Raw genomic sequence first — 13145 nt, 5'->3', positions numbered from 1 at the left:
CGACAAGTGCGGCGCTCCGGTCCGCTCCGCTTGCCGCGCTGGCGCCGGCTATTGCCGGCGCGCCAGCATCGATGCCGGAAATGTCCCGCCATGGCGGCGACGGCCCGGCCTGGCCGTCGCTGCGGCGCGCAACTCAATGCGCGTCGATGGTCGCGCTGACCTTGGCCCAGCCGTTGCCGCGCACCACCTCGAAGCCGGCCTCGACCACGTGCAGGTACAGCGCGTTGCTGTAGCGGCCGTCCTTGCTGCGGTTGGCCTGCAGCCAGTTCAGGAACGGCTTGACGTCGACGTTGAGGTTGCCGCTGGTAGGCAGGTTGGGCTGGCCGGCGGTGCCGTGCGGGATGAACGTGTAGACGTAGTAGCCGGCGGCGCTGTTGTTGCCTTCCCACAGGTCGAAGGTATAGCCGCCGGCGCTGATCACGTTGCTGGCGCTGAGCGTGCCGATCGGCCAGGAGTTGTGCCCGCCCCAGATCATCACTTCCAGCTGCGGCACGCCCTTGCTGGTGTCGTGGCGGAAGAACAGGTCGTAGGCGAAATCGCCGCCCAGGTTGCTGCCGCCGGCGCTGTAGTTGAACTTGACCGGGATCGTGCTCAGCGACGACACCTGCCGCGGGAACAAGGTATCGCTGGTCGGGTTCCAGTCGTAGTGCCAGCCGCGCACGATCGCCGGATACCCGTACAGACTGGAGTTGGCGAAATTGAAGGTGACCCTCAGCTCCGGCGTGCTGCCGGTGCCGAAGGTGCCCTGGATGCCATTGTTGGGATCGTTGAAATTGTTGACCCACGCATAGTGGTTGCCGAAGATCTTGTAAGGCCCGGCCAGGGCCAACGGCGCGGCCGCCAGGCACGACACGGCGAACAACGCCTGCAGCAGGCGCCGGCGCAAGCGCGCGCGTGGCACGGCATCGCGCAGCTGCGGTGCGGCGATCGGAGCGATCTGGACATCATGCATGTTCGGTTTCTCCCAGGAGGTCGGCAGGCACGGCAGCGGAGGTGCTGTCGCGGCGGACGCTAGCAAGCCCCGCGCGGCGCGAGCTATGCGAAGAACGTCAAGCGGCATGCGCTGCGGCAATAGCGCCACGCGATCGAGGCGTACAGCGTGCGCACGTTCCCAGTTCCCACACGCCGTCGAGATCGGCGGCAACGCATTGTCTACCGCAGCGTCCAGCGTGCCGGTTGCAACACGTGCACGAACGCGGCATGCGCCGCAGTGCAACACGCTGCGCCGCATGCCGGCAGGCGAGTAAGCTGGCGCATCCCCGACCGGAGCCCGCTCATGCGCCTGCGCTGGTATTTCGATTTCGTTTCGCCGTTTTCCTATCTGCATTGGCACAAGCTCAAGGCGCTGCCCGAGTTCGCGCGGATCGAACCGGTGCCGATCGTGTTCGGCGCGGTGCTGCAGCATCTGCACACGCGCGGACCGGCGGAGATTCCGCACAAACGCAGCTTCACCTACCAGTTCGTGCAGTGGCAGGCGCAGCAGGAAAGCGTGCCGCTGCGGTTTCCGCCGGCGCATCCGTTCAACCCGCTGGCCGCGCTGCGGCTGTGCATCGCCGCCGGCAGCACGCCGCAGGCGATCGACGCGCTGTTCGATTGGCTGTGGCGCGACGGCCACGCCGGCGACGATGCTGCAGCACTGGCGCCGGTGGCGCAGGCGCTGGGCATCGCCGATGCGGCCGCCGCCGTCGGCGATCCGCAGGTCAAGGCGCAGTTGCGCGCCAATACCGAACAGGCCATCGCCGCCGGCGTGTTCGGCGTGCCGACGCTGCAGATCGGCGAGACCTTGCTCTGGGGCAACGATGCGCACCCGCTGATGCAGGCGCTGCTGGCCGATCCGCAGCTGCTGCAGCGCGGCGAGATGGCGCGCCTGGCGGCGCTGCCGGTCGCCGTGCAGCGCGGCGGCTGAGCCGGCCGCGACGTCGCCAGGCGTCTGCGCTAACCTAGCCGGTACTGACGAGGCGCAACGCCGGAGGGGGCCAGATGCGTATCGGGATCGTGGTGGATTCTGCCTGCGACTTGCCGCAGGACTACATCGCAGACAACAACATCGTGTTGCTGCCGATCAGCGTGCGCATCGGCGAGGCGGTGCTGGCCGACCATCGCGACGAGGAAGCCACGCTCAGCTTCCTGCATGCGCACGTGGCCGAGCACGGTGCCGAAGCGGAGACCATTCCGTTCAGCGTCGCGCAGATCCGTGAGCTGTTCCTGAGCCGGCTGGTGATCGACTACGACCACGTGTTCTGCATGACCATCACCAAGACCCGCAGCCCGATCCACCAGCATGCGCTGCAGGCCAGCTTCGCCATCCTCAACGAATACAAGCCGATCCGCCAGGCCGCCGGGCATACCTCGCCGTTCGCGCTGCGGGTGATCGACACGCAGAACCTGTTCGCCGCGCAGGCGGTGACCGCGGTGGAAGCGGTGCGGTTGCGCGCGGCCGGGGCCAGCGTGCAGGCGATCCGCGAACGGCTGGAGGAACTGGCCGGCAACGTGCACGGCTACATGATCACCCGCGACCTGTACTACATGCGCGCCCGCGCGCGCAGCAAGGGCGACCGCAGCGTCGGCCTGATCAGCGCCGCGCTCGGCACCGCGCTGGACATCAAGCCGGTGCTGCACGGCTATCGCGGCGACACCGCGCCGGTGGCCAAGATCAAGGGCTTCGACGCCGCGGTGCAGAAGCTGTTCGAGTTCGTCGGCAAGCGCGTCGCCGCCGGACTGATGACGCCGACGCTGTGCCTGAGCTACGGCGGCGAGCTGAGCGAACTGCGCGCCCTGCCCGGCTACGCGGCGCTGCGCCAGGTCTGCGCGGCGCACGCGGTGGAAGTGCTGGAAAGCGTGATGAGCCTGACCGGCATGGTCAACGTCGGCAAGGGCGCACTCACCCTGGGTTTCGCCGATGGGCCGCATGCGTTCGCCTAGGCATTGGGGGCGAAGCTTGTTGCTTGTTGTAGGAGCGGCTTCAGCCGCGACAGGTTCTATCCGCAGCTTGTCGCGGCTGAAGCCGCTCCTACAACGTCTCCGGTGTAGACAGCCCACTCACGACGCCGCCTGCTAGGCTGCGCCGCATCGCTCCACAGAGGAACCGCCATGGCCGTGACCTACTCGATCAGCTTGCCCGACCCCGCCCGCGCGCGCGGCAGCGAACCCTCGCTCAGCTTCAGCGCCAACGGCGCCGACGCCTTCGCCGAGCAGTTGCAGCAGGCCTTGAGCAGCCCGGCCTGGTTCGAGCGCTGGCGCGCGCTGCAGCCGGAACCGGACGACGTGGATCCGTCACTGGGTGTGGTCGATCCGGCCGCCACGGTCAGCGGCAAGCAGGACGACCTGCGCATCGACCTGGTCGCCACCACCAGCATTCCCGGCGACATCCTCAAGCAACGCATGCGCCTGCTCGCCGGCAGCGGCTGGGAATTGCGCAACGTGCGTTGAGCGCGTCGCCGCATGCCCGCGACGACGTGGATCGGATAGATCAGCCTTGGTGCAGGCGATGACACCTGTGGGAGCGACTTCAGTCGCGACAGGCCTTGCTGAAAAAGTCTGTCGCGGCTGAAGCCGCTCCTACAACGCTTCGCCGACTGCAATGAGCATCTAGGGCACTACGCCGCCTGCCGCCGCGCCTACAGTGCGCTGCGGCCAACGCCATTTCAGGTTCACCGCCAGTGTGCCGAGCACGATCAGCGCCAGGCCCAGCCATTGCACCGGCACCAGCCGGTGGCCGTACAGCAGGAAGTCCAGCAGCAAGGTGACCAGCGGGTACACGAACGCCAGGATCGCGATCGTCGCCACGTGCAAGTTCCGGTAGGACGAGTAGAACAGCACGTAGACGATGCCGCTGTGGATCACCCCCAAGCCGGCCAGCCACAGCCAGTGCATGCCCGGATGCAGTGCGCTGCCGCTGGAAAATCCCGCCAGCAGCAGCGTGCCTACCCAGCACTGCACCGTCACCACCGCCAGCGGCCGCTCGCGGCTAATGCGCCGCGACATCAACAGCGACGCGCCGCACAGCAGCGCCGCCAGCAAGGTCAGCGCGATGCCGAGCAGGTAGCCGCGATCGGCGGTATGCCACAGCCGCGCCGGATCCGCCGAACAGGCCACGCCGACGAAGGCCAGCAGCGTCCAGCCCAGGTCGCTGCGGCGCGTGCGCTCGCCTTGCAGCATCGCGGCCAGGATCAGCATCACGAACGGAAACACGTGATAGACCATCGTCGCCACGCCGATCGACGAGCGCGCCATGCCGGCGAACAGCGCCACCCAGTTCAGCACCAGCAGCACACCGCTGATCGCGGCGTCGCGCAGCAGCCGGCGCTCGCGCCACAGCCCGCGCAGCTGGCCGCCGAGCAGCCCGCACACAGTGAGGAACAACGCGCCGAACAGGCAGCGGTAGAACACCGCGGTCACCGGGTCCTGCCCGCTCTCGTGCACGAACACGCCGACCGAGCCGATCAGCACTTCGGCCAGCAACAACTGCCACAGCGCGCGCCGCGTGGCGCCGGCGGGAACGGCGACGGCCGCGCTCACAAGGCGATCGTCCCGTGCAGGTACTGCACCGCGCTGCCGCGGACATACACGTACTGCGCCTCGACCCGGCACCCGAGCTCGCCGCCACGCGCCGAGGCCTGCAGCGCGGTCAGCTGCGCCTTGCCCAGCGCCTGCGCCCACAACGGCGCCAGCGCGGCATGGATGGAGCCGGTCACCGGGTCCTCGGCACCGCCATTGGCCGGCCAGAAATAGCGCGACACGAAATCGTGGCCGCTGCCGGGCGCAGTCACCGTGACATCGCGCGGCGCCAGCGCCAGCATTCGCGCCAGATCCGGCACCACCTCGCGCACCTGGCGCTCGTCCGCGTACACCGCGATGTATGCCTGCCGGTTTGCGTAGACCGCCTGCGGCGCGATCGACAAGGCGTCGAGCAAGGCCTGCGGTACCGACGCCAACAGGGCCGGCGCCTGATTCGGAAAGCGCATCTCGAAGCTGCCGTCGGCGAGCCGCTCCACACCGAGTTCGCCGACCGCGGCCGCCCGCAAGCGCAGCGGGAACGGGGCGAGTTGCTGGGTGGCGATCACGAACGCACTGGCCAGCGTCGCATGGCCGCAGAAACCGACTTCCTTCAGCGGCGAGAACCAGCGGATCGCGAACACGCCATCGGCATCGCGCACGAAGAACGCGGTCTCCGACAGGTTGTTCTCGCTGGCGATGGCCTGCATCAGCGCATCCGGCAGCCAGGCCTGCAGCGGCACCACCGCGGCGGGATTGCCCTTGAAGCGGACCGTGGTGAAGGCATCGACGATGAACACGGAAAGCGGCATGGCCGGCCTCGCAAGGAATGAAGAAACGCCGACGCGGTGGCCGGCACAGGACCAGTCTGCAGCGCAGCACCCGACCGGTACAGATTCAGATACGCTGTAAATGGACCGATACAGATGAGGCGCCCGCATGCTCTTGTACGAATCGCTCGCCCTGCAGCTGCGCGAGCAGATAGCGCGCGGCACGCTGCGCGCCGGCGAGCGCCTGCCGTCGATCCGGCAACTGGCCGCCAACCACGGCATCAGCACCGCCACCGCGGTGCAGGCCTGCCTGCAGCTGGAACGCGAAGGACGGGTGCAGGCGCGGCCGCGCTCGGGCTATTTCGTACGCACTGCAACGGAGTCATTGCCGCCGCTGCCGCCGCCGATTCGGCGGCGCACCCCGGGCATGGTCGACAACCCGGCGCTGCAAGGCGTGCTCGACATGCTCGCGCGCTCCGACCTGGTCCCGCTGCACACCGCCACTCCGGCGCCGGCGCTGCTGCCGGCCGCACACCTCGCCGCCGCGCTGGCGCGGCAGCTGCGCCGCCATCGCACGGTCGCACTCGACTACGCACCGCCGCAAGGCCACGCCGCGCTGCGCCGGCAGATCGCGCAGCGCTACGCGCACTGCGCCACCACGGTGGCGGCGGACGAAGTGGTGGTGACCGCCGGCGCGATGGAGGCGATCAGCCTGGCGCTGCGCACGCTGACCGCACCCGGCGACGTGGTGCTGGTGGAAACGCCGACCTACCACGGCATCCTGCAGGCGGTCGCGGCGCTACGGTTGAAGGTGCTGGAAGTGCCCACCCGCGCCGGCCACGGCATCGACGCCGCGCGCCTGGACGCGCTGCTGCAACGCACCCCGGCGCGCGCGGCGGTGCTGGTGCCCAACTTCAACAATCCGCTCGGTAGCCTCACCCCCGACAGCGCCAAGCGCGCCCTGCTCGACAGCTGCGCACGCCACGGCACGGTGGTGATCGAGGACGACATCTACGGCGAGCTGGATTGGTCCGGGCAGCGCCCGCGTCCGCTGCGCCACTTCGATACGCACGGCAACGTGATCACCTGCGGCTCGTTCTCCAAGGTGCTGGCGCCGGGCCTGCGCGTGGGCTGGTTGCTCGGCGGCGAATGGACCGACGCGCTGGTCCGCGCCAAGTACTTCTCCACCGTCGGCGGCGCCAGCCTGCCGCAGCTGGCGCTGGCCGACTACCTGGCGCAGCACGACCTGGAACGGCACCTGCGCAAGCTGCGCCGCACCCTCGCCGACAACGGCCAGCGCCTGCGCGAGGCGATCGTGCGGCATTGGCCGGCCGGTACCCGGGTCGGCGATCCCGCCGGCGGGCTGTCGCTGTGGCTGCAACTGGCCGACGGCGGCAGCGGCCAGGCCTTGTTCGAGGCGGCGCTGGCCGCAGGTATCGGCACTTCGCCCGGGCACCTGTATTCCAGCCGCGGCGACTACGCCGACCACCTGCGCCTGACCTGCGGCCAGCCGTGGAGCGAGACCCTGGAAAGCGCGATGCGGCGGCTGGGCAAGCTGGCCGCGCGGCTGCCGCACTGAGGCGTCGGCCGGTCGCCGGTCGCCAAGCTGCCAGTTAGCGCGATTGGAGGCCGCCGTGCGTACGGCGCGCAGGGTCATCGTGCCGAAGATCGCATTGGAGTACCGAAGATGGCGCACCCTACGGCGGCGGCCGCCATTGAATAGACGCCATCGCCACCGCGGCAAACACGCGAGGCGCTCGAACGACGCGGCGTTTTTCTCGTCCCGTCGCAAGCAGCCAAACCTGTCGCCGCGAGACTCACCTGCCGCGACCCATCCAATCGTGACCAGCGCCATTCCCAGGCCTGGCGACAGCCAGGAGAGCGGTGCTGCGAATCCGCATCGATCCGCTCCGCCTCGCTACACCGTCGCCGCGCCGATCGCCAGCGCCGCGCAAGCGCCGAACAAGGTACAGGCGAGCATGGCCAGCGCGCTGAGCGGACTGCGCCAGCGCTGCCGCGAGAACAACGATGCAGGTTTTCGGCAAGCGAGCATGACGCGACTCCAGTCCCTGACGACACGATGGCGAAGGCCGAGGAATCTAGCGTCGCGCCGTCTCAGCCGACGCGACGGCAATCGCACAACCGCGCATTGGACGATGCGTCGTGTATTTGTTTACGAGCGGCGCCGCTACCCGAGTGGAATCGACATGCAACTGCCATTGCGCCGTCATCGTGCGGAAGCGATCGCGATGGTCCGGTGGTGGCGGGAGCCGGCCAGTGCCGGCATGCCAGCGGCACCGCAACACGGTGCCAGCGCAGTTCTCTATCTACTTACAGGCAATGCAACCTTGTAGGAGCGACTTCAGTCGCGACGGGCCTTACCGGGTAGAGCCCGTCGCGACTGAAGTCGCTCCCACAATGATGCCCGGCATGCATCTCGCCATCGCCTCCAACGCGGAGCACGCTGCACTGGCGCATGCAACCGCCGGCGCCCGGCACGCCCGTGCGCCGCCGCAACGCGCACTCAACCCTGCAGCGCGCGCGCGTGATGGGCGATGTGCTCGCCGATGAAGCTGCCGATGAAGTAGTAGCTGTGGTCGTAGCCGGGCTGCACGCGCAGCGTCAGCGGGTAGCCGGCGGCATCGGCCGCGGCCTGCAGCAACTGCGGCTGCAACTGCTTGTCGAGGAACTCGTCGCCGCCGCCCTGGTCGATCAGCAACGGCAGGCGCTCGCTGGCCTCGGCGATGAGCGCGGTGGCGTCGTAGGCCTTCCAGCTGGCGCGGTCGTCGCCGAGATACGCCGAAAATGCCTTCTCGCCCCACGGCACCTGCGACGGCGCCACGATCGGCGAGAACGCCGACACGCTGCGATAGCGGCCCGGATTCTTCAGCGCGATTACCAGTGCGCCGTGGCCGCCCATCGAGTGGCCGCTGATCGCGCGCCGCCCGTTGTGCGGGAACTGCGCCTCGATCAACGCGGGCAGCTCCTGCACTATGTAGTCGTACATGCGGTAGTGCTTGGCCCACGGCTCGCGGGTGGCGTTGACGTAGAAACCGGCGCCCTTGCCCAGGTCGTAGCCTTCGGCATCGGCGACGTCGTCGCCGCGCGGGCTGGTGTCCGGCGCGACCAGGATCACCCCGTGCTCGGCGGCGTAGCGCTGCGCGCCGGCCTTGGTGATGAAATTCTGCTCGGTACAGGTGAGCCCGCTGAGCCAGTACAGCACCGGCAGCGTGGCGTGTTCGGCCTGCGGCGGCAGGTACACGGCCACGTTCATCGTGCAGCCGAGCACGGCCGAGTCGTGGCGATAGACGTCCTGCCAGCCGCCGCAGCAGGCATGGTGTTCGATGCGTTCCATGAAAGGGATCCCGAAGAGGGGGGAGGCGGCCGGGCAAACGCCGGCCGCCTCCGGAGACGCCGCCGCAACGCGCCGCCAGGGCGGCACGCCGCGGGAAGCGACAGGCTTTACTGCAGCACGCCGTTCTTGCGCGCGACGTGGGTGGAGATCGCGTCCATCAACGCCGGCGACAGGCAGTCGTACGGCTCCAACTTCAGCTCGCGCAGCCGGCTGCGCACGCCGTCCATCGCTTCCGGGCGGGTGCCGCTCTCGATGATCGAGGACACGAACGCCGCAAAGCCCGGCGCCGACCAACCCTGCTGCGGCGACAGCTCGGTATGCACGAAGTCCAGGCCATAGAACGGATGCTCGGTGTTCTCGATGCGCCCGTACAGGTGCACGCCGCAGCCGGTGCAGGCATGGCGCCGGATCGTCGCGCTGTCGTCGACGACCTTCAGCTTCTCTTCGTGCGCGGTGACCTTGACCTTGTCGCGGCCCACCACCGCCACCACCGAGAAGGTCGCCCCTTTCGGCTTCCAGCACTTGGTGCAGCCGCAGGCGTGGTTGTGCGCGGTCTGCGCTCCCACGTCCACGGTGACCTTGTCGCTGGCGCAGTGGCATTCCAGCGTGCCGCCCTGGAAATTCTCTGCGCCTGCGCGCACACCACCGTCCACCGACGGATGAATCGTTACGGTACTCATCATGCCCCTCCCGGGTTTGTCGCGTACCTGCATGCGCGGAATCGGCCGCGCGCCGGACTGACCGTCAGGTCAGAAATGGATCACGGTGCGGATCGACTTGCCTTCGTGCATCAGGTGGAAGGCTTCGTTGATCTCTTCCAGCGGCATGGTGTGGGTGATGAACGGATCCAGATCGATCTCGCCATGCATCGCCTGCTCCACCATGCCCGGCAATTGGGTGCGGCCCTTGACGCCGCCGAACGCGCTGCCGCGCCACACGCGGCCGGTGACCAGCTGGAACGGACGCGTGCTGATCTCCTGGCCGGCGCCGGCCACGCCGATGATGACGCTCTCGCCCCAGCCCTTGTGGCAGCACTCCAGCGCCGAACGCATCACGTGCACGTTGCCGATGCACTCGAAGCTGAAATCCACGCCGCCGTCGGTCAGCTCGACGATGACTTCCTGGATCGGCTTGTCGTAGTCCTTCGGGTTGATGCAATCGGTGGCGCCCATGCTGCGCGCCAGATCGAACTTGCCCGGGTTGGTGTCGATGGCCAGGATGCGCCCGGCCTTGGCCTGCACCGCACCCTGGATCACCGCCAGGCCGATGCCGCCCAGGCCGAACACGGCCACCGAGTCGCCCGGCTTGACCTTGGCGGTGTTGTGCACCGCGCCGATACCGGTGGTGACGCCGCAGCCGAGCAGGCACACCTTCTCCAGCGGCGCCTCCGGGTTCACCACCGCCAGCGAGATCTCCGGCACCACGGTGTATTCGCTGAAGGTGCTGCAGCCCATGTAGTGGAAGATCGGCTGGCCGTTGTAGGAGAAGCGGGTGGTGCCGTCGGGCATCAGGCCCTTGCCCTGGGTGGCGCGCACGGCCTGGCACAGGTTGGTCTTGCCCGACAGGCAGAACTTGCACTTGCGGCATTCGGCCGTGTACAGCGGGATCACGTGGTCGCCGACCTTGACGCTGGTCACGCCCTCGCCGATCGCCTCGACGATGCCGCCGCCTTCATGGCCAAGCACGGCGGGAAAGATGCCTTCCGGATCGTCGCCGGACAGCGTGAACGCATCGGTATGGCAGACGCCGGTGTGGGTGATGCGGACCAGCACCTCGCCCTGGCGCGGCGGTTCGACGTCGATCTCCACGATCTGCAGCGGCTGGCCGGCTTCGAAAGCGACGGCGGCACGGGATTTCATGAGGTTTCTCCTGGAAGAACGGGTTGGGTCGTGGGGTTCGGGATCACTTGAGGTAGGAACGGACCAGCATGCCCATCTCGCGCACGCGCGCGGCGCGCTGCGTGTCCGAGGCGGCGGCGTGGCCGAATTCTTCGCGGATATGCGCCTGCATCACTTCCGACATCAGGCCGTTGACCGCGCCGCGGATCGCGGCGATCTGCTGCAGCACCGCGGCGCAATCGGCGCCGCCTTCCAGCGCGCGCTCCAGCGCCTCGGTCTGTCCGCGCACGCGGCGGATGCGGGCCAGGACGCGTTTCTTCTCGTGGGGCGTATGCGGCATGCGGGACCTGGGAACTATACTGGGGGACAGTATATTCCCCTGCCCGAAAAAGAAAACGCCCCCGCCGTCCCGGATCGGGACGACGCGGGCATGCGGCACCGGGCCGCAGGACTCAGCGTTGGGCAGGCGGCGCGGCCGGGGAAGGCGCGGCGCCGTCCTGCGGCGGCCCGCGCCACGGTGGCGGGGCCACGCCCTTGCCGCGCAGGCAGGCGTCGAGCTTGGCGAAATTGGCGCGCATCGCCGGGTCCTGCTTGGGGCCTGGCGCCCGCGTGGCCGCAGCGGCCGGGGCGTCGTCCGCGCCGGCAGCGGCCGGCGGCGGACCCGGCGGACGTCCATGCGGCGGCAGCGGCAGCCCGAGCTCGCGCGCACAGGACTGCACCGCGGCCTCGAACGCCGGGTCGCGCGGCGGCGGCTGATCGTGGTCCGGTTCCCCGTCCACTCCGTGACCGGGGCCGTGATGCGGCCCGCCATCCGGCGGCGGCGGCTGCGCGGCGGGGCCACCGACACAGACGGTGACACAGCCGCTCAGCGCGGCACTCAACGCTAGGGTCAGCGCCCCTTTGGCGACTCGATGCGATGTCATGCTAGGCATGCCTCCTCCTGATGGCGGGGTGGTGAAAATAAGCAATGGACGCGGTGCGCCGACGGCGCCGCGCCCGCTCCCCGCGACACGCTCGCCAATGCATCCACGTACGGCATCGTTTCATGCCGATATCGCGTGCCGTTGTCGCCGCGCGACACGTGGGAAAGCGCGCTTGCCGAGCACGGCGCACGCAGCGCAGCGCCGCTCGGCCGCCGACTGCGGCGCAACCGCAGACACTGCGCCGGCGTCGGAAAGCTCATGGCAGCGACGCGCCGCATCGGCCGCCTTGGCAGGCGCCGACTCGGTCAGCACCCCGGCCTGGAAGCGCGCCGCGAAAGCCGCGTCGTTATGGCAGAAATAGCGGTGCGCGATCGAGGCGCGCGGCAATGCCGACGCCCGCTGACGCCCGCTGACGCCGGCTTGATGCCGCCATGGTCGGCTGCGAGGCACCGGCGCGTCAGCGTTTTGTGTCAACGCATGGCTGAATACGACACAAACCCGCCATGAGGCCACCGTCGCCACTCCCTATCATGGCGCCGCGATCATGCGCCCGCTTGCTTCCGGCAGCGACGGCCTGCCCGCACCAGTTACCGGCGGCAGCGGCCGCGTCTAGACTGGCTGTACTCCGAGCGGCCGCCCTTCAAGACCATGGATATGCAATCCTTCATTCTGGTAGTCGACGACGACCCCGATCTGCGCCGGCTCATCAGCGAGTTCCTGCAAGAGCACGGCTACCAGGTGGAAGCTGCCGAGAATGTCGCGGACATGCGCCGGCTGATGGCGATACGCCAGCCCGACCTGGTGATCCTGGACGTGATGATGCCCGGCGAAGACGGCCTCAGCGCCGCCCGGCAGCTGGCCAGCGAGCGCGGTGCGCCGGCGGTGATCATGCTCAGCGCGCTGGGCAGCGACACCGACCGCATCATCGGCCTGGAAGTGGGCGCCGACGACTATCTGGCCAAGCCATGCAATCCGCGCGAACTGCTGGCGCGGGTGCGCGCGCTGCTGCGCCGCAGCCAAGCGGCATCACTGCCGCCGGAAGCGCGCGGCAACGTCTACGAATTCGCTGGCTGGCGGCTGGACGTGATCCGCCGCGACCTGCGCGATCCCACCGGCATCTTCATCAACCTCTCCGACGGCGAATTCGCCCTGCTGCGCACCTTCGTCGAGCATCCGCAGCGGGTGCTCAGCCGCGACCAGTTGCTCGACTACGCGCGCGGCCGCGACACCGAAGTCTACGACCGCGCCATCGACAGCCAGATCAGCCGCCTGCGGCGCAAGATCAACGAACGCGTGCAGACCGAACTGATCCGCACCGTGCGCAACGAGGGCTACATGCTGCTGCCGAGCGTCGCCCGGCTATGAGCGCGCCCAAGCAGCGGGGCCGCCGCGGCGTCTCGATCTTCGCCCGCACCTTCCTGCTGCTGCTGGCCGCCCTGCTGACCGCACAGCTGATCGGCATCGCCCTGCTGGTGCTGCGCACGCCGGTCTACGAGATGCCGGTGCACCCGCCGGAAGTGATCGCGCTGCTGACCACCAAGATGCCGGCCGGCACGCAGACGTTGAAGGTGCACGACTCCAGGCAGGCGCCGCTGCCGGCGCCGGGACAGGTGCGCGACCGCTTCGCCGAGTTCATGCTCACCAATTGGCTGGACGTGGCGCCGGAGCGGGTGCGCTTCTACCGCAGCAGCGACGAGAAGCTGCCCAACCCGAATTTCTCGCCGCAAGACGGCAATCGCCTGCGCTCGCGCTCCGGACCGCCCGG

Annotated in this window: 15 protein-coding genes and 1 pseudogene; 6 read left to right on the top strand and 10 right to left on the bottom strand. The window is 68.9% G+C overall.

The genetic code is table 11. The features are described 5' to 3' along the window. Positions 1–133 precede the first annotated feature (133 nt). Positions 134–952 carry a GH12 family glycosyl hydrolase domain-containing protein gene (locus HEP74_RS03970; RefSeq protein WP_185815284.1) on the bottom strand — a complete coding sequence of 273 codons (819 nt, stop codon included), beginning with the start codon at positions 950–952 and terminating at the stop codon, positions 134–136. Between the two features lie 324 nt (positions 953–1276). Here HEP74_RS03970 and HEP74_RS03965 point away from each other — a divergent pair, with 324 nt between their 5' ends. The 3 genes from HEP74_RS03965 (at position 1277) to HEP74_RS03955 (ending at position 3429) form a co-directional block, all read left to right on the top strand. Next, positions 1277–1906, top strand: a complete 630-nt coding sequence (locus HEP74_RS03965) for a 2-hydroxychromene-2-carboxylate isomerase (protein WP_185815283.1) — start codon at positions 1277–1279, stop codon at positions 1904–1906. Positions 1907–1980: 74 nt separating this feature from the next. After that, the gene (locus HEP74_RS03960) at positions 1981–2922 is read left to right on the top strand and encodes a DegV family protein (RefSeq protein ID WP_185815282.1); all 942 of its coding nucleotides are present in this window, start codon (positions 1981–1983) and stop codon (positions 2920–2922) included. A 168-nt stretch (positions 2923–3090) separates the two neighbouring features. Continuing rightward, a complete protein-coding gene (locus HEP74_RS03955; protein ID WP_185815281.1) occupies positions 3091–3429 on the top strand; it encodes a hypothetical protein in 339 nt (112 codons plus the stop codon). Between the two features lie 159 nt (positions 3430–3588). Here HEP74_RS03955 and HEP74_RS03950 read toward each other — a convergent pair whose 3' ends face one another. Together HEP74_RS03950 and HEP74_RS03945 are read right to left on the bottom strand one after the other, a co-directional pair. Next, on the bottom strand, positions 3589–4518 hold the full coding sequence (locus tag HEP74_RS03950) for a DMT family transporter (protein WP_185815280.1): 930 nt from the start codon (positions 4516–4518) through the stop codon (positions 3589–3591). Next, positions 4515–5306 (bottom strand): PhzF family protein, encoded by a 792-nt coding sequence (locus tag HEP74_RS03945; RefSeq protein WP_185815279.1) that lies wholly within the window; start codon positions 5304–5306, stop codon positions 4515–4517. Before HEP74_RS03945 ends, HEP74_RS03950 begins: the two co-directional genes overlap by 4 nt. Positions 5307–5433: 127 nt before the next feature. On the opposite strand from HEP74_RS03945, the gene HEP74_RS03940 reads away from it, so the two are divergent. Then, complete coding sequence (locus HEP74_RS03940; RefSeq protein WP_185815278.1) at positions 5434–6843, top strand: aminotransferase-like domain-containing protein; 1410 nt, start codon at positions 5434–5436, stop codon at positions 6841–6843. A gap of 339 nt (positions 6844–7182) precedes the next feature. Here the strand turns inward: HEP74_RS03940 and HEP74_RS21880 are convergent, their stop codons facing one another. From HEP74_RS21880 to HEP74_RS03910, 7 genes are all read right to left on the bottom strand, one after another. After that, positions 7183–7317: a hypothetical protein gene (locus HEP74_RS21880; RefSeq protein WP_255427884.1), complete on the bottom strand. Its 135-nt coding sequence runs from the start codon at positions 7315–7317 to the stop codon at positions 7183–7185. A gap of 471 nt (positions 7318–7788) precedes the next feature. Further along, positions 7789–8619, bottom strand: a complete 831-nt coding sequence (gene fghA, locus HEP74_RS03935; protein WP_185815277.1) for an S-formylglutathione hydrolase — start codon at positions 8617–8619, stop codon at positions 7789–7791. 107 nt (positions 8620–8726) lie between these two features. Next, the gene (gene gfa, locus HEP74_RS03930; RefSeq protein WP_185815276.1) at positions 8727–9299 is read right to left on the bottom strand and encodes an S-(hydroxymethyl)glutathione synthase; all 573 of its coding nucleotides are present in this window, start codon (positions 9297–9299) and stop codon (positions 8727–8729) included. A 69-nt stretch (positions 9300–9368) separates the two neighbouring features. After that, on the bottom strand, positions 9369–10478 hold the full coding sequence (locus HEP74_RS03925; protein ID WP_185815275.1) for an S-(hydroxymethyl)glutathione dehydrogenase/class III alcohol dehydrogenase: 1110 nt from the start codon (positions 10476–10478) through the stop codon (positions 9369–9371). A gap of 43 nt (positions 10479–10521) precedes the next feature. After that, the gene (locus tag HEP74_RS03920) at positions 10522–10797 is read right to left on the bottom strand and encodes a metal/formaldehyde-sensitive transcriptional repressor (protein ID WP_145702911.1); all 276 of its coding nucleotides are present in this window, start codon (positions 10795–10797) and stop codon (positions 10522–10524) included. Positions 10798–10909: 112 nt separating this feature from the next. Beyond that, complete coding sequence (locus HEP74_RS03915) at positions 10910–11380, bottom strand: hypothetical protein (RefSeq protein WP_185815274.1); 471 nt, start codon at positions 11378–11380, stop codon at positions 10910–10912. A 120-nt stretch (positions 11381–11500) separates the two neighbouring features. Further along, positions 11501–11767 (bottom strand): hypothetical protein, encoded by a 267-nt coding sequence (locus tag HEP74_RS03910; protein WP_185815273.1) that lies wholly within the window; start codon positions 11765–11767, stop codon positions 11501–11503. Positions 11768–12028: 261 nt separating this feature from the next. Here HEP74_RS03910 and HEP74_RS03905 point away from each other — a divergent pair, with 261 nt between their 5' ends. Together HEP74_RS03905 and HEP74_RS22085 are read left to right on the top strand one after the other, a co-directional pair. Then, the gene (locus tag HEP74_RS03905) at positions 12029–12745 is read left to right on the top strand and encodes a response regulator (RefSeq protein WP_185815272.1); all 717 of its coding nucleotides are present in this window, start codon (positions 12029–12031) and stop codon (positions 12743–12745) included. Further along, positions 12742–13069 (top strand): annotated as a pseudogene (locus tag HEP74_RS22085) (two-component sensor histidine kinase); the annotation flags it as partial. The gene HEP74_RS03905 and the pseudogene HEP74_RS22085, both read left to right, overlap by 4 nt. Positions 13070–13145 lie beyond the last annotated feature (76 nt).

Source organism: Xanthomonas sp. SS (assembly GCF_014236835.1).
Lineage (GTDB): Bacteria > Pseudomonadota > Gammaproteobacteria > Xanthomonadales > Xanthomonadaceae > Xanthomonas_A.
The sequence above is the reverse complement of the archived record's forward strand: the minus strand, read 5'-3'. Positions and strand labels throughout refer to the sequence as shown.